This window comes from Flavobacterium fontis, from assembly GCF_900129405.1.
GTDB classification, from domain to species: domain Bacteria; phylum Bacteroidota; class Bacteroidia; order Flavobacteriales; family Flavobacteriaceae; genus Flavobacterium; species Flavobacterium fontis.
Genome location: NZ_FQVQ01000004.1, coordinates 207,936 through 229,065, shown reverse-complemented (window position 1 = coordinate 229,065; position 21,130 = coordinate 207,936). Strand labels below are relative to the sequence as shown.

General features: G+C 42.1%; 20 protein-coding genes. 11 read left to right on the top strand and 9 right to left on the bottom strand.

The genetic code is table 11. From position 1 onward, the window contains the following. Positions 1-101 precede the first annotated feature (101 nt). On the bottom strand, positions 102-1,499 hold the full coding sequence (gene mnmE, locus BUC17_RS05550) for a tRNA uridine-5-carboxymethylaminomethyl(34) synthesis GTPase MnmE (RefSeq protein ID WP_073362427.1): 1,398 nt from the start codon (positions 1,497-1,499) through the stop codon (positions 102-104). A 172-nt stretch (positions 1,500-1,671) separates the two neighbouring features. On the opposite strand from mnmE, the gene kdsB reads away from it, so the two are divergent. Next, positions 1,672-2,406, top strand: a complete 735-nt coding sequence (kdsB, locus tag BUC17_RS05545; protein ID WP_073362426.1) for a 3-deoxy-manno-octulosonate cytidylyltransferase — start codon at positions 1,672-1,674, stop codon at positions 2,404-2,406. Positions 2,407-2,465: 59 nt separating this feature from the next. On the opposite strand, the gene BUC17_RS05540 is transcribed toward kdsB, so the two are convergent. Together BUC17_RS05540 and BUC17_RS05535 are read right to left on the bottom strand one after the other, a co-directional pair. Beyond that, positions 2,466-3,173 (bottom strand): potassium channel family protein, encoded by a 708-nt coding sequence (locus BUC17_RS05540; RefSeq protein WP_073362424.1) that lies wholly within the window; start codon positions 3,171-3,173, stop codon positions 2,466-2,468. Further along, a complete protein-coding gene (locus tag BUC17_RS05535; RefSeq protein ID WP_073362423.1) occupies positions 3,173-3,835 on the bottom strand; it encodes a spermidine synthase in 663 nt (220 codons plus the stop codon). The genes BUC17_RS05540 and BUC17_RS05535 overlap by 1 nt, the downstream gene beginning before the upstream one ends. Before the next feature lie 51 nt (positions 3,836-3,886). Between BUC17_RS05535 and BUC17_RS05530 the strand changes: the two genes are divergently transcribed. The 9 genes from BUC17_RS05530 (at position 3,887) to BUC17_RS05490 (ending at position 14,745) form a co-directional block, all read left to right on the top strand. Further along, positions 3,887-4,441: a 1-acyl-sn-glycerol-3-phosphate acyltransferase gene (locus BUC17_RS05530; protein ID WP_073362421.1), complete on the top strand. Its 555-nt coding sequence runs from the start codon at positions 3,887-3,889 to the stop codon at positions 4,439-4,441. A gap of 57 nt (positions 4,442-4,498) precedes the next feature. After that, a complete protein-coding gene (locus BUC17_RS05525; RefSeq protein ID WP_073362420.1) occupies positions 4,499-5,503 on the top strand; it encodes a hypothetical protein in 1,005 nt (334 codons plus the stop codon). A 94-nt stretch (positions 5,504-5,597) separates the two neighbouring features. Beyond that, positions 5,598-6,743 carry a M14 family metallopeptidase gene (locus BUC17_RS05520; protein ID WP_073362418.1) on the top strand — a complete coding sequence of 382 codons (1,146 nt, stop codon included), beginning with the start codon at positions 5,598-5,600 and terminating at the stop codon, positions 6,741-6,743. 75 nt (positions 6,744-6,818) lie between these two features. Continuing rightward, positions 6,819-7,298, top strand: coding sequence for an Lrp/AsnC family transcriptional regulator (locus BUC17_RS05515; protein WP_073362417.1), 480 nt, complete (start codon positions 6,819-6,821; stop codon positions 7,296-7,298). A 77-nt stretch (positions 7,299-7,375) separates the two neighbouring features. Next, on the top strand, positions 7,376-9,937 hold the full coding sequence (locus tag BUC17_RS05510) for a phosphoenolpyruvate carboxylase (protein WP_073362415.1): 2,562 nt from the start codon (positions 7,376-7,378) through the stop codon (positions 9,935-9,937). A gap of 662 nt (positions 9,938-10,599) precedes the next feature. Then, a complete protein-coding gene (locus BUC17_RS05505) occupies positions 10,600-11,892 on the top strand; it encodes an O-acetylhomoserine aminocarboxypropyltransferase/cysteine synthase family protein (protein ID WP_073362413.1) in 1,293 nt (430 codons plus the stop codon). A 196-nt stretch (positions 11,893-12,088) separates the two neighbouring features. Further along, entirely contained in the window at positions 12,089-13,093 is a 1,005-nt protein-coding gene (locus tag BUC17_RS05500) for an alpha/beta fold hydrolase (protein ID WP_073362461.1), read from the top strand. Beyond that, positions 13,074-14,186, top strand: a complete 1,113-nt coding sequence (locus tag BUC17_RS05495) for a homoserine dehydrogenase family protein (protein WP_073362411.1) — start codon at positions 13,074-13,076, stop codon at positions 14,184-14,186. Before BUC17_RS05500 ends, BUC17_RS05495 begins: the two co-directional genes overlap by 20 nt. Positions 14,187-14,220: 34 nt before the next feature. Continuing rightward, positions 14,221-14,745, top strand: a complete 525-nt coding sequence (locus tag BUC17_RS05490; protein ID WP_073362410.1) for a DinB family protein — start codon at positions 14,221-14,223, stop codon at positions 14,743-14,745. Between the two features lie 107 nt (positions 14,746-14,852). Here the strand turns inward: BUC17_RS05490 and BUC17_RS05485 are convergent, their stop codons facing one another. The 5 genes from BUC17_RS05485 to aroB all read right to left on the bottom strand — a co-directional run bounded on the left by BUC17_RS05485 (position 14,853) and on the right by aroB (position 19,091). After that, on the bottom strand, positions 14,853-15,275 hold the full coding sequence (locus BUC17_RS05485) for a DNA primase (RefSeq protein WP_073362408.1): 423 nt from the start codon (positions 15,273-15,275) through the stop codon (positions 14,853-14,855). Between the two features lie 9 nt (positions 15,276-15,284). Next, positions 15,285-16,259, bottom strand: coding sequence for a deoxyhypusine synthase family protein (locus BUC17_RS05480; RefSeq protein WP_073362407.1), 975 nt, complete (start codon positions 16,257-16,259; stop codon positions 15,285-15,287). A gap of 75 nt (positions 16,260-16,334) precedes the next feature. Then, positions 16,335-17,735 carry a type III PLP-dependent enzyme domain-containing protein gene (locus tag BUC17_RS05475; protein WP_073362405.1) on the bottom strand — a complete coding sequence of 467 codons (1,401 nt, stop codon included), beginning with the start codon at positions 17,733-17,735 and terminating at the stop codon, positions 16,335-16,337. Between the two features lie 64 nt (positions 17,736-17,799). Beyond that, complete coding sequence (locus BUC17_RS14065) at positions 17,800-17,973, bottom strand: hypothetical protein (protein ID WP_159433929.1); 174 nt, start codon at positions 17,971-17,973, stop codon at positions 17,800-17,802. A 56-nt stretch (positions 17,974-18,029) separates the two neighbouring features. Further along, positions 18,030-19,091, bottom strand: a complete 1,062-nt coding sequence (gene aroB, locus BUC17_RS05470) for a 3-dehydroquinate synthase (RefSeq protein WP_073362460.1) — start codon at positions 19,089-19,091, stop codon at positions 18,030-18,032. Positions 19,092-19,177: 86 nt separating this feature from the next. On the opposite strand from aroB, the gene BUC17_RS05465 reads away from it, so the two are divergent. Further along, entirely contained in the window at positions 19,178-20,350 is a 1,173-nt protein-coding gene (locus BUC17_RS05465; protein ID WP_073362458.1) for a proline dehydrogenase family protein, read from the top strand. A 25-nt stretch (positions 20,351-20,375) separates the two neighbouring features. Here the strand turns inward: BUC17_RS05465 and BUC17_RS05460 are convergent, their stop codons facing one another. Then, positions 20,376-21,092, bottom strand: a complete 717-nt coding sequence (locus BUC17_RS05460) for a hypothetical protein (protein WP_143161720.1) — start codon at positions 21,090-21,092, stop codon at positions 20,376-20,378. Between the last annotated feature and the right edge of the window lie 38 nt (positions 21,093-21,130).

Here is a 21,130-nt window from a genome sequence, read left to right as displayed (position 1 = left end):
AAAAGAAGGTTTTAGCGACCTCCCACCGGCCCGGGTGGAAGCGGCATCCCCCGATTCCTATCGGGGATACAGCGGACGACCGGAAGTTGCCGGCCAAAAACTTATTTTCCGATACAGAAATTCGCAAAAATATTACCTAACAACTCATCGTTTGTTACTTCGCCTGTGATTTCGCCCAAGAAGTACAAGGCTTCCCGGATGTCGATCGCTACCAAATCGGAGGAAACTCCGGTATCCATGCCCCATTGGACTTTCTGTAAGGCTTCCAATGCTTTTAGTAGGGCGTCGTAGTGCCGTGTATTGGTTACGATGGTTTCGTTGTTGCGAAGGGCGCCTGTTTGCACCAGTGAAAACAAAATTTGTTTTAACCGTACCACGCCTTCTTGTTGCTTGGCCGAGAGTCCGATGACCTGTACTTGCATTGATTCGAGTACGCGCAACAAGCTTTCGGTAGTCGCCTCGTCAAGCAAATCGATTTTGTTGAACACCACTACCAATTGCTTTTGGGGATACTGATTTTTGATTTTCTCCAAGGCTTGGCGGTAGTTTGTGGGGTCTTGTTGAAACGCCACGCTGTCGAGTAAGTACAAAACAACTTGGGCTTGGGTAATCTTTTCAAACGTTTTTTGAATCCCCATTTGCTCCACATAATCTTGGGTTTGGCGTATGCCCGCGGTGTCTATGAATCGGAAGCCAATGCCGTCAATCACGAGCTCGTCCTCAATCGTATCGCGCGTAGTACCCGCAATAGCAGAAACGATGGCGCGCTCTTCGTTGAGTAACGCGTTGAGCAACGTTGATTTCCCCACATTGGGTTCGCCCACAATTGCTACGGGAATGCCGTTTTTGAGTACATTTCCCACGGCAAAAGAGTCGATCAATCGTTTTAAAACCAAGATAATACGGGCAACGAGTTGGTTGAATTGGGTTCGGTCTGCAAACTCCACATCCTCTTCGGCAAAGTCCAATTCCAGTTCGATCAACGATGCAAAATTGAGTAACTCTTGGCGTAAGTGTTGTATTTCACTACTAAAACCGCCGCGCATTTGTTGCAGGGCAATTTGATGAGCGGCTTCATTGTCGGAAGCGATGAGATCAGCTACGGCTTCGGCTTGGGATAGGTCGAGTTTACCGTGTAAAAAAGCCCGGAGCGTAAATTCACCCGGTTGCGCCATACGGCACCCGTTGCGCAAAAAAAGTTGGATAATTTGTTGCTGAATAAACGTCGACCCGTGGCAGTTGATTTCCACCACATCTTCGCCGGTGTAGGAGTGGGGATTGCGGTAGAGTGCCACCAAGACTTGATCGATAACCTTGCCGTGGTCAATGAGCGTGCCGAGATGAAGGGTGTGCGACTTTTGAGCGCTTAGTTTTTTTCCTTTGATGGAAACAAACACGGCTTCGGCTTGCGCTATAGCTTGGGGACCCGACAAACGAATAATCGCGACTGCACCAGCTCCAGCGGGTGTAGCTAACGCGACAATAGTATCAACATGCATGAGGTAAACGTTTTGGGGCAAAGATACCAATTTCTGAAACGCAAAGAGGGGCGTTATTACAGCCTCCTTCAGTAAAAGAATACCATGATCTCTGGGGCTTTCACGATAAAATATTTTTTAAGGTTCGTAGGCCTTCGAGAGGGAATTTGTATTTTTACCCGAAATAGCCTTTATGAACGTTATTGCAGTAATTCCAGCGCGCTATGCGTCTACGCGATTTCCTGCCAAATTGGTGCAGGATTTGTGTGGTAAACCCGTTATTGTGCGCACCTATGAAGCGGCACTACAAACCCAACTTTTTGATGAAGTTTTTGTGGTAACCGACGCCGACGAAATTGAAGCCGCGGTAAAAGCCCACGGGGGTAAAGTAATTCGAAGTCAACGGCACCACGAAAGTGGAAGTGATCGAATTGCTGAAGCGGTGGTCGATTTGAAAGCCGATATCGTGGTGAATGTACAAGGCGACGAACCCTTTATGGCACGGGAACCTTTGGAGGCCTTATTGCAAGCTTTTCGTGAGGATGTTGACCAACAGATAGATTTGGGATCTTTAATGGTTGCCATAACCGATACCACGGAAATTGAAAATCCAAATGTCGTAAAGGTGGTCACCGACCGAATGGGGTATGCGTTGTATTTTTCCCGATCGGTAATACCCTATCCTAGGGAGCGTGCTGAAGGACTAAGGTACATGCGTCATATTGGAGTGTATGCCTTTCGCAAACAAGCGTTATTGGATTTTGCGCAATGGCCGATGCAACCGTTGGAAGCTACCGAAAAATTGGAGCAGTTACGGTATTTGGAATTTGGGAAGCGTATAAAAATGGTCGAAACCTCGCATGTAGGCATTGGTATTGATACGCCTGAAGATTTGGAGCAAGCGCGGCTGATGTTTTCGCGACAGTAATTTTGAATCCAAACTTTTAAAAATCACATTTAAAGTAATGGGGGGGGCTTGTCACCTCTTTATTCACTCTCTTCATTGTCAAAATACCCTTTGCTTTTCACTTTGGTAGAGAAAAAGTTCAGGAAGAGTAAGACAAACGATAAGAAGAACATGGCTTGAATGCTCACTAAGATTTTTCCGTAGGTGGTCATGGGATAGTAATCTCCAAATCCGATAGAATTGGCGCTCACCAAGCTAAAATACACCGCATCAAACCAGTGGGTAAAAGGTTTGTTCATATTATCGCCCAAGGTATAGAGTACGCCAAACGCCACCACAATTTCGATATAATTAAAAAACAAAAGAAGCATTGAGCGTTTGTAGGAACGTGGCCGCACAAATAAATCGGAGGCAAAAATGAGTGTGGGTATGTAGAAGACCGTTTCCAAAAGCATATAAATCATTAGGATTAATAGAATTTGGTGGTGTTGCCAACCGTATATTAAAATGGTCCACGGTAAGGCCATTTTCGCCAACACATAAACGTCCATGGCTAAATCTTGGTATTCATGTCCGATTTTACAAGCTAAGTATTTGATGTAAACGCCTGGAAACAACAATTGCGACGAAGAGAGAAAGAGCCGTACTATTTTTTCAATCCCGTTATCGTATTGATGGTCATTATTCCAAATCGCTCTAATGTTCAAAATGCGCCGTTGGATAGGATTAAATTTGGGACGATCACGGTAGGTAAATTTGCCTACTAATAGTTTTTTTACCACACTCATCACGCTAATTTTTTAATGGTAAACAATTCGTTATGTTCCTCGACTTTGGGGTACATGCGTACAGAGTAATTGTCAGAAAACTTTTGACGGTACAATGCATTGCGCTTTGAATCTTCTGGAGATAAGACCATGGTGTTGAACAAAATGAACCCATCGATATTAAGGAGTCGGTTGATGTGTTGCATAAAAAAATCTTCAAAAAGAAAAGGCGGCATTTGCGTATCCTGAAAGATATCAATGATAATCAAATCGTATTTTTTTTGGGAACGCAACACAAACGAAAATGCATCTTCGACAATGAGTTCTAATTGCGCATAGCGGTCGATTTTAAAATAGTCTTTGGCGACTTGCAACACCTCGGCATCGAGTTCAACGCCCGTTATCTTCCCTCGAAATCGAATTTCTTCCACTAGCGTAGCAATAACACTGCCACCTGCTACGCCCAATACCAGTACTTCTTGAAAGTTCCGAATACGTTCGAATCCGATATATTTTAGCCCTTTTCGTAAAATGCGTTGCAGACTTCCAAAAGAATAGTTGGTTTGTGCACTGTCTAATACTAATTGCCCGTTATTCCATGTTACTTCAAGACTTTTGCTCAACGTCGACTTGCGTTTAACAACAGGGATCGGAAAAAAATAGCTTAGGTATTTGGCTAGCATTGGGTTAGGTTTAGTCCGTATTATGTTCTAAATTTACAGCAAATTAATGGGATGCGAAAACGACTTTACGAATTTATTTTTTTTCGTGTAATGCGATGGCGTTTGGTGGGTGCTTTTGACCCGGCCATTACCAAATGTGTGATTGCTGTGATGCCGCATACGTGCAATTTCGATTTTTTCATCGGTCTCTTGGTGCGGGGAATTGTCAATCAAAAAATGAATTTTGTTGGTAAAAAAGAGTTGTTTGTCTTTCCCTTTGGGTATTATTTTAGAGCCATTGGAGGAGCCCCTTTGGATCGGAGTGGGGGAAAAAATTTGGTTGATGCCATCGTTGATATTTTTAATGCGCGGGAGGTGTTTCGACTGGGAATCGCTCCAGAAGGAACGCGCAAACACGTCGATACTTTACGCACGGGGTTTTATTTTATTGCCCACAAAGCCCAAGTTCCTATCATCCCCGTAGCTTTTGATTTTGGCAAAAAAGAGGTTCGCATAGGAGCACCCTTTTATCCGACAGGGGAGGTCGATAACGATATGCCTACCTTTCTAGCGTTTTACAAAGGAGTGCAAGGACGCTATCCTGAACGACAATTTTCAGGTTTATAAAACCCTATCTTCTCGTTTTTCGTAAATAAGGGAAAACAACTTCAAACCTTATTATTTATGAAAAACAAATTTCTTTTGTTGGCCTTCGTAAGTGCTTTTTATGCCTGTAGTGACAACGATTCCCCAACAGCTCCTGCCGCCACTCCTGAATTACGTTTAGTTACCTCTAGTAATACTTCTGGCAAAGTAAGCTATACCGATTTATTAGCCAGTACCCCCAATCCGATTTCGTTTACCATTGGTTCGCTGGATACTGATGGTGTCTACTACGACAGTACTCGTGACGAAATTTTGGTAGCTTCTCGTTCCCAAAACAAACTGGAAATATATGGTGGAATACAAAATGCCCTTACTGCTAATGCTACCTCACTTTCGCTTAGCTTGGCATCGGCGTCAGAGTTTACCAATGCGCGGGAAGTAGCCGTATCTGGTGATAAAATTGTCGTGACCCAAGACCAAAGTCCGAGCAATGCCAATACCAACAAACTTCTCGTATACCAACGTACGGGAGCTTCGTTGAGTTTGCTTCATGCCTACACCGTAAACTTTAAAACTTGGGGGATCGCGATTGAAGGGAGCACCTTGTATGCCGTTGCCGATTTGACAGGAGATCTTTTGGTTTTTGAAAATTTCTTCAACCTGCCTTCAGGTTCAATTATGCCTACCAAACGAGTAACCATCGCTGGATTGGTTCGCACGCATGGTATTGCTTATGCGGCTAGTGACGATCGCATGGTATTGACCGATGTGGGTGCTGCCGCTTCCGACAGTGATGGTGGTTTAATTGTGATCAATAATTTTAGTAGTGTGATTGCAGCGACTCCCAATGGCGGCACCATCGCCTTGACCAATCAAGTACGCGTCTATGGTTCGTTATCAACCCTTGGAAATCCAGTTGATGTGGCTTATGATGTGGTTTCTCAACGTATTTATGTCGCAGAGCGTGCCAATATGGGTGGTCGTTTGCTCACTTTTGGATTACCCAGTACGACAGCCGATGCAGCTCCCGTTGCGGCTCGACTAGAACCCGGAATAAGCAGCGTTTATCTACATCGCAAATAGTTTGTTTTTTGTTTCATTTGACAGTGAAGGAAAGCTCCCGTCGCCTCTGGCACGGGGCTTTTTTTTTGGTACCTTTGTACGTATAATTTCCGCTATGGATTACCTTGCTTTATTTCAAATCTATAAACAACATTCGCTTTTTGGTCGCTATGTTCCCTTGGCGGCGGTTGAACGTGTGGCACAAGAACTTGGACTGTCTTTAAACGTCAAAGGCTATTCTGTACAGCAAAGACCTCTGTATCATCTCGAAATAGGGAGCGGAAATTACAAGGTGTTGCTGTGGTCTCAAATGCATGGAAATGAGAGTACCACAACCAAAGCTTTGTTTGATTTCATCGCGTTTCTTGGCAGTGAAGCACCCGAAGCAAAACGCTTGTGTGCTCATTTTCGTTTTTGCATTTTACCCTTAGTGAATCCCGATGGGGCAGAAGTATACACCCGGGTGAATGCCAATGGTGTCGATTTAAATCGCGATGCGGTGGCACTAACCCAACCTGAAAGTCGCTTTCTTCGGGAGGTTTTTGAAGCATTTCAACCCGATTTAGCCTACAATCTTCACGACCAGCGAACTATTTTTGGAGCAGGGGATAGTGGATTGCCGGCTACGGTTTCCTTTTTGGCTCCTGCCTATGATGAAGAGCGTTCGGTCAATGAGGTTCGAACCCGTGCCATGCAAATAATTGTAGCAATGAATGCCGAGTTGCAGCGTCATATTCCCAATCAGGTAGGGCGTTTTGATGATGCGTTTAATTTGAATTGTATCGGTGACTATTTTACCCATCGCGGCGTGCCTACGGTTCTTTTTGAGGCTGGACACTATCCAAACGATTATCATCGTGAATTTACGCGAAAAATGATTTTTATCGCTTTACTTTCAGGTTTAAAGCACGTTTACGAAAACGATGTAGTTAGCAACAAAATCGACCTTTATTTACAAATTCCTCAAAATAACAGCGTTTTTTATGATTTTATTTATAAAAATATTAAAATAAATTATGATGGTAAGGAAATAATTACGAATTTTGCGGCACAATACCGTGAAGAGTTAATCGACGGAAAAATTCACTTGAACGCTTACATTAGTGCGGTGGGCGATCTAGAAGGAAAACGAGGACATTACAACTTTAATGCGCATAAAATGTCGTATTCCGATGGAAAAGAGGATATTCCGAAAATTGATGAAAAAGCGGATTTCTGTTTAGGAAAAACGATAAATTTTGTTAATGGTATAAAAATATAACATTGTTTTTTCGTTTTTACTGAATAAAATGTATTAATTTGCAATCGTATAAATAAACATTATAAACACGCTGCTATGAGTAAGTTTCGTTTGGATGAAGTGGATCATCAAATTCTCGACATGTTAATTGATAATACCCGTGTACCTTTTACGGATATCGCCAAGAAATTGTTGATTTCCGCGGGAACAGTCCACGTACGGGTTAAGAAAATGGAAGATGCTGGTATCATTATGGGCTCTTCACTTACTTTGGATTATGAAAAATTGGGGTATTCCTTTATCGCTTATGTTGGGGTATTTTTGAACAATACTTCGCAAACCAAATTTGTTTTGGAGCGAATTAATGAAATTCCCTTTGTTACTGTGGCGCATGTGACTACCGGAAAGTTTAATATTTTCTGTAAAATTCGTGCCCGCGACACCAAACATGCTAAAGACGTCATTTTCATGATTGACGATATTGAAGGCGTATACCGTACTGAAACCATGATTTCATTGGAAGAAAGTATTAACGATAAAAAACGCTTGATGCACACGATCTTTAAAGATATTTAAGCATTTAAATGTTATTTGATTTTATGAAAACCTCAAGATTTACTTGGGGTTTTTTTGTGTAATTTAACGCAAAAGCTATGTACACTTCACCGCAATCGGAACAATTTCACCAACAGGTTAGATCCAAATACCATTTGTATAACAGTGTTTTTATCACCTTGCCTTTTGATGCTATTGATAATACAGGGGCCTTGTTGCCTTTGTTTAGCGAGGCTTGTGCCAAAGGGCTGCAACAACAAATGACACCTATTGCTATTGTGACCTCCTTTGCGGCCAAGTATTTAGAGCGTTCTGATGCCGAAACGGTGGTTCCGCTCTTGTTTCGGTTTATTCAATACGTTGAACGGCAAATTGTTCTTTTTGATGCTATTGAAGACGCCGCTTTTTCTTCCCTAAATAATCTCGAAGGGACAGGGTCGTTGCGTGAAATTAAAGAGCGTTGTGATACTGCCGAGCGGCAACAACAGCTGCAAGAATTTTTGCAACGATTTCGCGTGCGTACGGTGTTGACAGCACATCCCACTCAGTTTTACCCTGGGGCTGTATTAGGCATTATTACCGATTTGACCGAAGCATTGCGGCAAAATGATTTACACCAAATCGAGCAGTTGCTCGCGCAATTGGGTAAAACCCGTTTTATAAAAAAAGAAAAGCCCACTCCTTATGATGAAGCAGTGAGTTTACTATGGTATTTGGAAAATGTATTTTATAGTACCACTGGGTTGATTTTGCAAAATCTTTATGCCACATCTCATGAAACCGACCTTCAACGACAGCCCGTTATTCAATTGGGATTTTGGCCTGGGGGTGATCGCGATGGAAATCCGTTTGTCACGCCCGAAATCACATTGCAAGTAGCACAACGATTACGTACCTCCATTTTGAAATGCTATTATAACGATATCCGAAAATTGAAGCGTAAGTTGACATTTACAGAGGTAGATGTTATTATCGCCAAAATTGAACAACAGTTGTACCGTTCTGTTTTTTATTCACAGGGGGAATTATATATCAACTTACCGGAGTTAATCGCCGATTTGCAGGCTATAAAATCCGTATTAATCGAAAAACACCAAGCCCTATATCTCGATGAAGTGCAAATGCTTTTGTGGAAAGTGCAAACGTTTGGCTTTCATTTCGCTTCCCTCGATATTCGTCAAAACAGCGCCATACACAATCAAGTCGTAGATGCCGTAGTGCGACATTTGGGGCAAAATGCATATGCAGAAGGAGATGAAAAATTTAAAATTGATCAACTTGCTGCGGTGCGAGGAAAAGTGCACTCGTCTGATTTTGAGAGTCCAATTGTTATGCAAACTTTGGCTTCCATTGAAGCTATGCAAACTATTCAAAATCAAAATGGTGAGTTAGGTTGCAATCGCTATATTATCAGCAATAACGAGTCGGCATTGAATGTGCTTGAAACCCTTGCTATGTTCCGTTGGGTGGGCTGGGAAAACCCATCGGTTGATATTGTTCCTTTGTTTGAATCGGTAGACGACTTGCAACAGGCCGCTTCAATAATGGAACAGTTGTATCTGCATCCAGAGTATCAGGTGCACTTGGAACGTCGACATAAAACACAAACCGTGATGTTAGGGTTTTCCGATGGCACCAAAGACGGTGGTTACTTGATGGCCAATTGGTCTATTTTTAAAGCCAAAGAAGCCATCACGGGGATGTCTCGAAAATACGGGATCGAAGTTATTTTCTTTGACGGTCGGGGTGGACCTCCAGCTCGGGGAGGTGGGAAAACTCATAAATTCTACGCTTCGTTGGGTTCAGGAATTGAGCATAAAGAAATTCAACTTACCGTGCAAGGACAAACCATTAGTTCCAATTTTGGAACCCTTGATTCGTGTCGTTTTAATTTAGAAAATTTGTTAAGTGCGGGTATATCCAATGGGTTGTTTGCCCAAAAACAAAATGATTTAACGGACACCGATAAAGCTATCATCGATGAATTAGCTCAATTGGGATATGAAAAGTACCTGGCTTTCAAAAACCATCCGCAGTTTATTCCCTATTTGGAGCAACGCAGTACGTTGAATTATTATGCCAAAACGAATATCGGAAGCCGACCTGCTAAAAGAAAAGCAGCTGCGCAATTGGATTTTTCCGATTTACGAGCGATACCTTTTGTCGGGTCATGGAGTCAGATGAAGCAAAATGTTCCTGGGTTTTTTGGCGTAGGTACTGCCTTGCATGCCTTTGAAAAAGCCGGCCGTTGGGATGAAGTGCAAACGCTGTACAAACATTCTTTATTTTTCCGTACCTTATTGGAAAACAGTATGATGGCTTTGGCAAAGTCATTTTTCCCTTTAACACAGTATTTGCAACATGATCCAATATTTGGTCCCTTTTGGGAACTCATTTATGAAGAGTTTTTATTGACCAAAAAATTGCTTTTAAAAATTGCCGGTCATCAAGAGTTGATGGAAAACTACCCCGAAGGCATTGCTTCTATAAAAATGCGTGAAGAAATTGTTTTACCCTTGTTGGTCATTCAGCAATATGGCTTAATGCAAATACAACAAATTAGAGAAGGAAAAGGGGAGGTGACTTGGTTGGAAATCTATGAAAAATTAGTCATTCGCTCGTTGTTTGGCAACACGAATGCCAGTCGTAACTCGGCTTAATGTATTAATTTGTAAAAATTTAAAGTATTGATAATAAGGATTTTAAAAAATAATTTTTGTTAAAGTTTTAAAAACCTCTTGTGTATTCCAAAAAACCTTTTGAAGTTTGCAGTGTTGAAAAACGAAAAAATCAAATTCATATTCTAATGAAAAAATTAATGTGTCAAATGTGTCGTATGATGTGGGAAACTTCCCCGCAGAGGACATGTATGGCATAACTTGAAAAAGAAATTATAACGCTCAAGTATACCGAAAGCCTCTGCCAACGCAGGGGCTTTTTTTATGCCTAACCTGAAACCTTAAACTTTAAACCTGAAACTTTACACAATGTCAACCACCGCAAAACATAACAACCACCGCCGTATGATGCACATGATGATGTGTTGTTGTGCTATGCTTTGTTGCCAAAGGTGATCCTTATGTTATTCCTATATAGTGTTCAGGTCCTTTTGGTTACAAATCAAAAGGACCTTTTTTTTGGAGTCGTAAGTCAAAAAAGTCGATAAGTCGTAAGTCAATACACAAATTCTAATCACTAGTCACTAGTCACTAATCACCAATCACTAGTCACTAATCACTAATCACCAATCACTAGTCACCAATCACCAGTCACTAATCACCAGTCACTAATCACTAATCACTAATCCCTAAAATTCATAAAAATGAGTACAACAAAATTTGCCACCAAAGCCCTTCATGCCGGACACGATGTTCAACAAACTTCAGGAACACGCGCCGTGCCGATCTACCAAACCACTTCCTACGTGTTTAACAATGCCGATCATGCAGCCAATCTGTTTAGCTTGAGTGAAGCAGGGTACATTTATACCCGACTCAACAATCCCACCAACGATGTGTTGGAACAACGCTTAGCCCAACTCGAGGGCGGCATTGGAGCCGTGGTAACCGCCTCAGGAACCGCAGCACTCGCCACAGCCTTGTTAGTATTGCTAAAAGCAGGCGACCATATTGTGGCTTCCAACAGCCTCTATGGAGGAACCTACAACTTACTCAACGTGACCTTGCCGCGTTTGGGAATCACCACCACATTTGTCGATCCTTCTGACCCTACAAATTTTACCCAAGCCACCCAAGAAAACACCCGCGTATTCTTTGCCGAAAGTCTCGGGAATCCCAAATTGGATGTCCTCGATCTAGAAGCCATCGCCCAAGAAGCTCAAGCGTTCAAAGTGCCCTTCATCGTGGATAATACGGTCGCTTCTCCCTATTTACTTAACCCTATTCAATACGGGGCCAACATTGTGATTCATTCCCTTACCAAATACATCACTGGAAACGGAACCTCATTGGGCGGAGTAATCATCGATGCCGGAACATTTGACTGGAGTAATGGAAAATTCCCTGAGTTCACCGAACCCGCAGCGGGTTACCACGGTTTAAAATACTACGAAGCCCTTGGAGCCGCTGCCTTTATTGCCAAAGTGCGTATCGAAGGATTACGCGATTTTGGCGCCGCCTTGAGTCCGTTTAATGCCTTCCAAACCTTGCAAGGACTCGAAACCTTAGAAGTGCGTATCCTCAAACACAGTCAGAACGCCTTGGCTTTGGCCGAGTGGTTGAGCGAACAAGAAGCTGTAGCCTGGGTCAACTATCCCGGATTGAAAACATCCAAGTATTATGACTTGGCTCAAAAATATTTACCCCAAGGGCAGAGTGGCATTGTGACATTCGGACTCAAGGGCGGATTCGAAGCGGCGAAAAAAGTCGCCAACGAATCCCAATTATTCTCTCTGCTGGCCAACATCGGCGATACGAAGTCGCTAATTATTCATCCAGCCAGTACTACGCACCAACAATTAACACCCGAGCAGCAAGAAAGCACGGGAGTAACTCCTGACCTCATTCGTCTCTCAGTAGGCCTCGAGGCTATTGATGATTTAAAAGCGGATTTGGCTACCGTTTTCGCGGCTTTACCCGTCGAAAAAACAGTCTAGGTTTTAGTTTGTATGTGGAACCCCCCGGATGCGCCACATTCGGGGAGCTTTCCACAGTTTTTTGGAGCTATTTCCCGCTTTCGCCTTTATCACTTCGCTAGCGCTACGTGGATATCGGCTCTATCGGGGCTAGGGATAAAGTGCTTCTATGAAAAGCGATTCAACAACAAAAACTGCTATAACAACACGAGAAAAAATGAAAAAATTAGCCAAAATAGAACTTTACCAATTCCTCTTGGAAAACGGAAAAACCACTCCTTTTTTGCCCTTGTACTTCGAAACCTTTGGTCAGTCCCTCGGTTCGGCGCCCGTTGTCGTAGTCAATCATGCACTTACCGGCAACTCCACCGTAACCGGGGAAAAAGGGTGGTGGAACGAACTCATCGGAATTGGGAAAGTAATCGATTTGGAACACTACACCGTCATTGCGTTTAATATTCCCGGCAACGGCTACGACGGAATTTTAGGTAACCTGATTTCCAATTACCAAGATTTTACCGTTCGGGATATCGCCCGCATGTTTTGGCAAGGATTGCACGAACTCCGGGTTCAAGAAGTTTTTGCTATTATCGGTGGAAGTCTCGGTGGCGCGATTGCATGGGAAATGGCAGTTTTGCAACCGACTTCAATACAGTATTTGATTCCGATAGCGACCGACTGGAAAGCCACCGATTGGGTGATTGCGAACGTACATGTTCAAGAACAAATTTTGCAACATTCGACTCAACCCATACAAGACGCCCGTCAACATGCGATGTTGCTCTATCGGACCCCAATGTCCATCAATGCGCGTTTCAAACGAGCAGTAGTGTTTCCTGGCGTGTTTGCCGTTGAACGATGGCTAAGCAATCACGGGGAAAAATTACGCGATCGCTTTCGATTATCGGCCTATCGATTGATGAATCATTTACTAAAAACCCACGATATTACGCGTCAACGGGGGACTTTTGCCGAAGTGATCCAATCCATTCAGGCGTCAATACATGTTGTTGGGGTTGATTCGGATTTGTTTTTTACCGCTGTTGAAAATCGTCAAACCGTTCAAGACGCACAAGGTTTTCACGCTCAAATACAGTATTATGAAATCCAATCTCCACATGGTCATGATGCGTTTTTCATCGAGTTCGATCAGTTAATTTCTTTTTTACAACCGGTGTTTCACACCCATAAACAACTTCACTATGTCAACATTCAGAATTAATATCGTACTATTTGGAATCGGTAATGTGGGGAGTACTTTAATTCATCAAGTACTTCAAGCGCAAGATTTTTTTGAAAAGTACCATCAAATTGAATTGCGATTTCCCATTATCACCAATTCAACCCTAGCTTTTTTTGAAAAAGAGGGCATCAAAAATCAGTGGGAAGCCAATTTTACAACCTCAGCCATTCCTTACCAATTGGAGGATATTATTGACTATGTTCATACGCAAGAATTAGAAAATTTAATCGCTGTAGATGCCACGGCGAGTGAGGATATTATTAAAAATTATATTCCATTAATTCAGTCAGGATTTCATATCGTGGCGGCCAACAAAAAAGCCAATACCTTGCATTTTGATTTTTACGAAGCGTTGCGATTGCATCTCAAGCGATTTGATCGTAAGTTTTTGTATGAAACCAACGTGGGAGCGGGGTTGCCCGTTGTAAATACCTTGCGCGATTTGTTTGAAGCGGGTGAAAAGGTGCACCGTATTCGTGGAGTGTTTTCAGGAACGCTCAGTTACTTGTTCAATCGTTTTGGGGAAGTAGCGGTCCCTTTTTCCTCTTTAATAAAAGAAGCCGAGGAACTTGGGTATACCGAACCCGATTCAAGAGAGGATTTGTCGGGAAATGATGTTGCACGAAAACTATTGATTTTAGCCCGAGAATTGGGTTCTAAGGCTGAGTTGCAAGAGGTGGAAGTCGAGTCATTATTGCCGCCAGTGTTGCAAACCTCCCTTTCTTTGGCCGAGTATAAAAGTCAGCAACAGGAATTCAATCAACCGTTTCATATTGCCAAAATCACCCAAGCGGACAATCATGTTTTACGGTATGTAGGCGAGTGGGATGTGGTGCGGGATACCTTGGCCGTGAAGTTGATATCGGTTCCCCAAAATTCGGCTTTAGGGCAATTAAAAGGAGCAGATAATTTGATCGAAATTTACACCGCTTCATATGGAACACAACCTCTTGTGATTCAAGGCGCTGGTGCAGGAAAAGCAGTAACAGCGCGCGGGGTCTTATCGGATATACTTCGCATTGCTAAACTAGAAAAAGAAAAACGAACCCGTTGGGCTGATTGGGCGAGCTAGATAAAATTATTATCTTTGACAGAAACCCCTTGCTATGCGAATAAACGCTGTTGATCGTTCAGAGTACGCTGATTTTTATGCAGGCTACCTCGCCCAAGTAGCTACTGAATATACACTGGTAGAAGAATTGGAAATTTCCCTTCATCGGTTAATTCATTTTGTACGGGATATTCCCATGGATAAATTTGATTACCGTTATGCCGAGGGAAAGTGGACAATTAAAGACATTTTACAACATCTTTTGGATTCTGAGCGGGTCTTTGCCTATCGTGCTTTGTGTATTGCACGCCACGATCAAACGGCTTTTCCTGGTTTTGATGAAGATTTTTATGTAGCCAATGCCGAGGCCAACCGCCGAAGTATACAGGATTTGTTGACGGAATTTACAGCTTTACGGCAAGCGAACTTGTGTTTGTTTAAATCCTTTTCCCAAGAAGTAATGCAACGAATGGGAACCGCTTCCGGTCATCCCGTATCCGTTCGAGCCCTAGGTTTTATGATCATTGGTCATCAAAACCATCATCTTAACGTGTTTCAGCAGCGCTACCTCAAGGAGTAATTTTAAATTGTATTATTTTAAATTATAAATGAAGCATAATAAAAAATCCCGAGTGCTGATTACTCGGGATTTCATTTATAATTTAAAATTTATAATTAAAATTTGAACTACTCGTCTTCCTCTTCGTCGTCATAACTTTCAGAAGCTTCAAAATCGTCATCCTCATCGTCATCTTCATCGTCATCCGAGCCGCCTTTGTCTTTTAACAAATCAACATCCTCATCGTCATCCTCACCAGCGATGTCGTCATCATCCAAATCGACACCTTTTACAGGGGCAATGGGTTCAATTACAGCATCCAAATCTTCTTCTTCATCTTCAAATTTTTCCATACGAGAAGCCAATTTGGTACTCACTTTTACCAAATAAATAGTGTCTTCTGTACGAACTTCTACGGCTTCAATCAATTCGTTTTGGGCATTTCGAAAACGAATGATATCAGAATCATCATATCCATCAGGAAATTTTTCGACCAAAAGGTTCAAAATATCGCTGGTTAGTTTGGCGTAATCAACAATAACTCGTCTCATAAGTAGGTTTTATAAATCTAACAGGTAAGCAAAGATAAGCGGTGCAACAATAGTAGCATCAGATTCTACAATAAATTTAGGAGTTGTGATATCCAATTTCCCCCAAGTGATTTTTTCATTCGGCACAGCTCCAGAATAGGAACCGTAACTCGTCGTTGAGTCAGAAATCTGGCAGAAATAACTCCAGAAGGGTACGTCGTGCATTTCCATGTCTTGATACAACATCGGAACAACACAAATAGGGAAGTCACCCGCTATACCACCTCCAATTTGGAAGAAACCAACCCCTTTTCCAGCACAGTTTTTAGTATACCAATCGGCCAACCACATCATATATTCGACCCCACTTTTCATGGTAGTTGGTTTAAATTCTCCTTTTATACAATATGAAGCAAAAATGTTCCCCATAGTGCTATCTTCCCATCCGGGGACAACAATCGGTAGGTTTTTTTCAGCTGCAGCAACCATCCATGAATTCTTTGGGTCAATTTCATAGTATTGCTCCAAATCCCCCGATAAAATCATTTGGTACATGAATTCATGCGGAAAATAACGTTCATTATTTTTGTCGGCTTTGTTCCAAATGTCAAACAAATGGGACTGTAAGCGGCGAAAAGCTTCTTCCTCAGGAATACAAGTATCTGTGACTCGGTTGTAGTGGTTTTCCAATAAATCCCACTCCTCTTGGGGAGACAAATCCCGGTAGTTGGGGACACGTTTGTACGAATTGTGCGCCACTAAGTTCATGATGTCTTCCTCCAAATTGGCTCCGGTACATGAAATGATGTGCACTTTATCTTGACGGATCATTTCGGCTAATGATTTACCTAATTCTGCGGTACTCATCGCTCCCGCCAAGGTGATCATCATTTTTCCGTTTTCCAACAAATGGGCTTCATACCCCTTGGCAGCGTCAACTAAAGCTGCGGCATTAAAATGCAAGAAGTTGTTTTCAATAAACTGACTAATAGGCCCTTTACTCATAGTATTGCTGTTCTAGGTGTGATGGTTTGCTTGGGGTCAAAGAAAAACTATTTTTTTAAAACTTCAAACGAAAATTTATTTTTTATCGTACCCCAGTATTTTCAACACATCATCGGAGGTTTGTTGGGGTGAAAAGACCTCTGTGGCAATGATGCCATTTTCATCCCGATCGATCAGAATATGTTTGGGTTGCGGAATCAAACAGTGGTGTAAACCGCCAAAACCACCAATCGTCTCTTGGTATGCGCCCGTATTGAAGAAACCAATGTACAGCGGCTTTTCCTTATTGTATTTGGGTAAATATACCGCGTTCATGTGTTGTTCGGAGTTATAATAATCGTCGCTATCGCAGGTCATTCCTCCCAATAATACACGTTCGTATGTATCATTCCAACGGTTGACGGCCAACATCACAAAGCGTTTGTTGATGGCCCAAGTATCGGGTAGGGTGGTAATAAACGAGCTGTCAATCATGTTCCAATTTTCCCGGTCGTTTTGTTTCTTTTGGTAGAGGACTTGGTAAATTGCACCTCCGCTTTCGCCTACGGTAAAGGAACCAAATTCGGTGAAAATATGGGGTACTTCTACCTCAGCATCGTCACAGGCAATTTTGATTTGATTCAAAATTTCGTCAACCATATATTGGTAGTCGTACTCGAAAGCCAGCGAATTCTTAATCGGGAATCCACCGCCAATATTCAAGCTGTCAAGGGTAGGACATTCTTTTTTAAGTGCAATATACACTTTCATACACTTGAGCAATTCATTCCAATAGTAGGCCGTATCGCGAATGCCGGTATTGATAAAGAAGTGTAGCATTTTTAACTCCACTTTTTTATTTTCCTGAATTTGCTTACGGTAAAAAGGAACAATATCCTTGTATCCAATGCCGAGACGCGAGGTGTAGAACTCAAATTTTGGTTCTTCTTCGGCGGCAATGCGAATCCCTATTTTGAATTTTCCTTTGATTTGCTCTTGCAACAAATCCAATTCCTCATAATTGTCTATGACAGGAATTGTTTTATTATGACCGTTGTTGATCAAGCGCGCAATATTTTCCACATACGCATCACGCTTGAATCCGTTGCACACTACATAAGTGTTTTTGTTGATTTTGCCATTTTCCAAAAGCTTTTCTACAATATTAATATCAATGGCAGAAGACGTTTCGATATGAATGTTGTTTTTGAACGCTTCATTCATGATGAATTCGAAGTGCGAACTTTTGGTACAATAACAATAGTAGTATTTTCCTTCGTACCCAATTTTTTCCATGCCTTTACGAAACCAACCTTTGGCTTTGTTAATGTTGCTGGAAATTTGAGGCAGGTAGGTGAATTTAAGCGGAGTGCCGTATTCCTCTACCAACTTCATCAAGTCGATGTTGTGAAAAAGAAGGGTGTCTTTGTTCAGTGTAAACTCTTCTTGTGGAAAATAAAAGGTTTGGTTTATTAAGTCGAAATATTTAGTATTCATTTTACCGTTTGAAAAAAATTAAATTAAAAACAAATGCAAATGCTTAGTAAACGTTTTTAATTTTTCAAACGCGTAAATTTTCATAGACAATCGATAGGTCCATGGTGTAATCAGAAAGTTGAATGTGGAAAAAACAGTCGAATTTGGGAATAAAAAAGGAAGCAACGGCACCTTGAGGTATCGATTTACATAGGTCGATACGGTGCGAATTTACTGTGGCTTTAACATTTTTATTCATCCCCGCAAATGTAAAAAATAATAAAATCGATTTACAATTATTTTTACAAAAAAATATTAGTTGTTTAAGAAGTCGAAAGCCGCTGTAATTAATTCGTTTTCAACCGTTTCGTGAAGGCGCGTTTTACCGATTCCTTCCAGCAAGGCAAACTGAATTTGACCGTATTCATTTTTCTTGTCGTGAATCAAATACTCACGTATATATTGTTGGTCTTCCTCTGTGATAGTGAAAGGAGGAAAAATAGTTTGTAACCCCGTTTTTATCGCTTGTAAATCAGCTGCTGTAAGGTACCCTTTTTGGTGCGAAATAAAAGCCTCCATAAGCATTCCGAGCGCAATGGCTTCTCCGTGCAATAGGGGCGTGTCTGAATTTAAAAAATGACTTTCAATAGCATGTCCCAACGTGTGCCCAAAATTGAGTGCTTTGCGAATTCCATTTTCGGTCGGATCTTGTGAAACGATTTCATTTTTAATAGCGACCGAACGATGAATCAAAGCGTCCAAGTCGTTTACATCCAAATCGCTCAAATGACTCAATTGTGTCCAATAGTGGGCATCGTGAATCAAGCCGTGTTTGAACATTTCTGCCAAGCCTGATCGCATTTGTCGTGCGGGAAGCGTTTGTAAATACGTGCTGTCAATCAGAAGAAGTTTGGGATTGTGGATGACACCCACTTGATTTTTGAGTAACCCTAAATCTACCCCATTTTTCCCGCCAATCGAAGCATCGACCATACCCAATAAGGTTGTGGGAATATGAATGAAGTCAATCCCTCGTTTGAACGTCGCCGCTACAAATCCCCCTAAATCGGTGATCACACCACCTCCCAAATTGATTAACAAGGATTTCCGGTCGGCACCCATTTCGGTGAGAAGGGTCCATAATTCAACACAAGTTTGTATCGTTTTCATCGATTCTCCCGGTTCGATTTCTATAATTTCAACCGGCGCTGTCGTTTCTAATAGCGATAAAAAGTGAGGTGCACAGTATTCATGGCTGTGAGCGTCAGTCAATACAAATACGGTTGAATATTTTTTTTGGGCAATGTATTGATTCAGCGCGGAATATCCCGCAGCATTAAATTCAATGGGATACCCATTAGCCATGATTGCTTGCATTATTGTCAATTTTGAGTCCAAAAATACACCATTTTTTGGTTTTTTTTCACTTAGAAATTGATACATTTGTGTACTTTCAAACCACTATGGAAAAGATATTTAACAATACAGAAGTTGCCTTCAGTTTGAAGACCGACACCGAATTGGATCGGGCTTATTTTTTGTTTAAAATGATCGCTAGTGAACCCTTAGTTCGCATTGGAACAGCGGTTACCAATTTTGCCATCAAGGCTCATTTGCCGGTAGAAGGATTGATTCGCGCGACGGTTTTTGATCATTTCTGCGGCGGCACTACCGAAGTTGATTGCCTTTCTGTGGTCGACAAAATGTTTACCAAAGGCGTTTCATCCGTATTGGATTATTCTGTCGAGGGAAAAGAGGAAGAAGCTCAATTTGATGCCGCGTTGAACATGACGTTGAAAACCGTTGATTTCGCCAAAGAACGCCAAGCTATTCCATTTGCCGTATTTAAACCTACGGGTTTGGGTCGTATCGCTTTGTATGAAAAAGTGGGGTTAAAACATCCGCTCACCGAAGCTGAACGTGCTGAATGGAGTCGCGTGCAAGAGCGATTCGATATCATTTGTAAAACGGCCCATGAGAAAGATGTCGCCTTATTGATTGACGCCGAAGAAAGTTGGATGCAAGATGCCGCCGATGCGATTGTCGAAGAAATGATGCGTCGCTATAACCAAAAGAAAGCCATCGTCTTCAATACCTTGCAATTATACCGCTGGGATCGTATGGACTATTTAAAACAATTGCATGCCAAAGCAGAAACTGATGGGTTTTACATTGGAATGAAGTTGGTGCGAGGCGCCTACATGGAAAAAGAAAACGATCGAGCGCAACAGCACGGCTATCCAACGCCAATTTGTAGGGATAAAGCGGCTACCGATGCCAATTATGATACTGCTGTAGACTATATGATGACGCATTTGGAGCGTATGGCGATTTTTGCTGGAACCCACAATGAAGAAAGTTCGTATAAACTCATGGCCTGTATGGAACAAAAAGGGATTGCCAAAAATGATCCTCGTATTTGGTTTGGTCAATTGTATGGCATGAGTGATAATATCAGTTACAATCTGGCAGCACACGGGTATAATGTGGCAAAATATCTGCCTTTTGGCCCCGTTCGCGACGTGATGCCCTATTTGATTCGTCGTGCTGAAGAGAATACCTCAGTGGCGGGACAAACAAGTCGGGAGTTGAATCTGTTGAAGACCGAACGTGAACGCCGAAAATTAGATAAATAACATACGATTAGATAAAGCGGTTTTTTTAAGCCGCTTTTTTTGTTTTCCATCGTTGTAAAAAAGGAGTATTCCCCGATAACGGATAGACATAAAAACGGCGGCAAATCTCCCATAAAGGCGAGTTTTCTACAGGGTCAATAATCACTCCGATCTTGTCTTTGTAATACGAATGAATAAAAACCATTTGATTGCCCTTGCGGTAAATAAATCCAACGTGTAGGTCGCCAAATCCGATGAAATGAATGCCTTCGGGAATTTTTTCGGCGAGTAGTTTTTTTCCTGAATCCACATCAGAAAAAGATAGGGTAAGAATAGCGTCTTTTTCACTCAAATAGCGCGCCTCATCTTCGGGACCCAATTGTGCCATTCGATAGCGATTGCTTACCACACCTGCATCACGAAGCACTGTGGCAACAAAATAGCTACATGCTACCGGTTGCGTTCCGGGTTGCTCGGGATGACCTTCAAAAGACCAAGGTGTTCCAATCCAATGCGGAATGAGGTGCTGCACCATTATGGCCGTAAAAACCCGAGAGGTTTCGTTGTTGGAGTCCGAAGGACGTAGCCCCTTTCTCATGTCTTGCACCACTTTCTTTTGTTGCGAATAGCTCCCTTCAGCGGACTTTGGAAAAAGCAAGGTGTCAGTTACGGGAGTTTCCTTGGCTACCGTTATTGGCGTTGTGGGCGTATTTTGGCAGCTTATCCACAACGGCAGGCATAAAAGTAAAAGTCGGAATTGCATCGTTGGTTTATGTATAGAAACTCCGACTTTACCATTTT

Coding starts and splice junctions, on each gene's coding strand:
- mnmE (WP_073362427.1), bottom strand. CDS start 1,499: ATGCATGTTGATACTATTGTCGCGTTAGCTACACCCGCTGGAGCTGGT.
- kdsB (WP_073362426.1), top strand. CDS start 1,672: ATGAACGTTATTGCAGTAATTCCAGCGCGCTATGCGTCTACGCGATTT.
- BUC17_RS05540 (WP_073362424.1), bottom strand. CDS start 3,173: ATGAGTGTGGTAAAAAAACTATTAGTAGGCAAATTTACCTACCGTGAT.
- BUC17_RS05535 (WP_073362423.1), bottom strand. CDS start 3,835: ATGCTAGCCAAATACCTAAGCTATTTTTTTCCGATCCCTGTTGTTAAA.
- BUC17_RS05530 (WP_073362421.1), top strand. CDS start 3,887: ATGCGAAAACGACTTTACGAATTTATTTTTTTTCGTGTAATGCGATGG.
- BUC17_RS05525 (WP_073362420.1), top strand. CDS start 4,499: ATGAAAAACAAATTTCTTTTGTTGGCCTTCGTAAGTGCTTTTTATGCC.
- BUC17_RS05520 (WP_073362418.1), top strand. CDS start 5,598: ATGGATTACCTTGCTTTATTTCAAATCTATAAACAACATTCGCTTTTT.
- BUC17_RS05515 (WP_073362417.1), top strand. CDS start 6,819: ATGAGTAAGTTTCGTTTGGATGAAGTGGATCATCAAATTCTCGACATG.
- BUC17_RS05510 (WP_073362415.1), top strand. CDS start 7,376: ATGTACACTTCACCGCAATCGGAACAATTTCACCAACAGGTTAGATCC.
- BUC17_RS05505 (WP_073362413.1), top strand. CDS start 10,600: ATGAGTACAACAAAATTTGCCACCAAAGCCCTTCATGCCGGACACGAT.
- BUC17_RS05500 (WP_073362461.1), top strand. CDS start 12,089: ATGAAAAAATTAGCCAAAATAGAACTTTACCAATTCCTCTTGGAAAAC.
- BUC17_RS05495 (WP_073362411.1), top strand. CDS start 13,074: ATGTCAACATTCAGAATTAATATCGTACTATTTGGAATCGGTAATGTG.
- BUC17_RS05490 (WP_073362410.1), top strand. CDS start 14,221: ATGCGAATAAACGCTGTTGATCGTTCAGAGTACGCTGATTTTTATGCA.
- BUC17_RS05485 (WP_073362408.1), bottom strand. CDS start 15,275: ATGAGACGAGTTATTGTTGATTACGCCAAACTAACCAGCGATATTTTG.
- BUC17_RS05480 (WP_073362407.1), bottom strand. CDS start 16,259: ATGAGTAAAGGGCCTATTAGTCAGTTTATTGAAAACAACTTCTTGCAT.
- BUC17_RS05475 (WP_073362405.1), bottom strand. CDS start 17,735: ATGAATACTAAATATTTCGACTTAATAAACCAAACCTTTTATTTTCCA.
- BUC17_RS14065 (WP_159433929.1), bottom strand. CDS start 17,973: ATGAATAAAAATGTTAAAGCCACAGTAAATTCGCACCGTATCGACCTA.
- aroB (WP_073362460.1), bottom strand. CDS start 19,091: ATGCAAGCAATCATGGCTAATGGGTATCCCATTGAATTTAATGCTGCG.
- BUC17_RS05465 (WP_073362458.1), top strand. CDS start 19,178: ATGGAAAAGATATTTAACAATACAGAAGTTGCCTTCAGTTTGAAGACC.
- BUC17_RS05460 (WP_143161720.1), bottom strand. CDS start 21,092: ATGCAATTCCGACTTTTACTTTTATGCCTGCCGTTGTGGATAAGCTGC.